The organism is Streptomyces sp. NRRL S-350, assembly GCF_000719705.1.
In the GTDB taxonomy this organism is placed as follows: domain Bacteria; phylum Actinomycetota; class Actinomycetes; order Streptomycetales; family Streptomycetaceae; genus Kitasatospora.
Genome location: NZ_JOHO01000215.1, coordinates 1 through 346, shown reverse-complemented (window position 1 = coordinate 346; position 346 = coordinate 1). Strand labels below are relative to the sequence as shown.

1 pseudogene is annotated in these 346 nt (G+C 65.9%); it reads right to left on the bottom strand.

Annotation, left to right across the window (positions count from 1 at the left end):
- Positions 1-346: pseudogene (locus IF30_RS46200) on the bottom strand (transposase); the annotation flags it as partial.

Genomic DNA, 346 nt, shown 5'->3' with positions numbered 1-346 from the left:
CGTCTTCATACGGGCGAAGACGTGCTCAACGCGGGCTCGGACCTGCTTGTGGGACTTGTTGTGTTCCTCTTTCCAGCCTGGGAGTTCGCTCTGGCCGCGGTCTCGGCGGTGCGGGATGACGAGTCCGGTGCCTGGATAGCAGCCGTCGGCAATCGTGAGCGTCTTGCCGACGGCGGCCTTGGCTCCGGATTCCTCCCACGCCTTACAGTCGTTGCGGTTCCCGGCGAGAGGCCGGCCAACCACGACGCCAGGCGGGTGTCGGCGTCGATGACGACCTGGTGGTTGGTGGAGTACCTGTAGTTCTTCGACCGCTCGGCGATGGTGTGGTCGCGGGTGGGGACCAGGG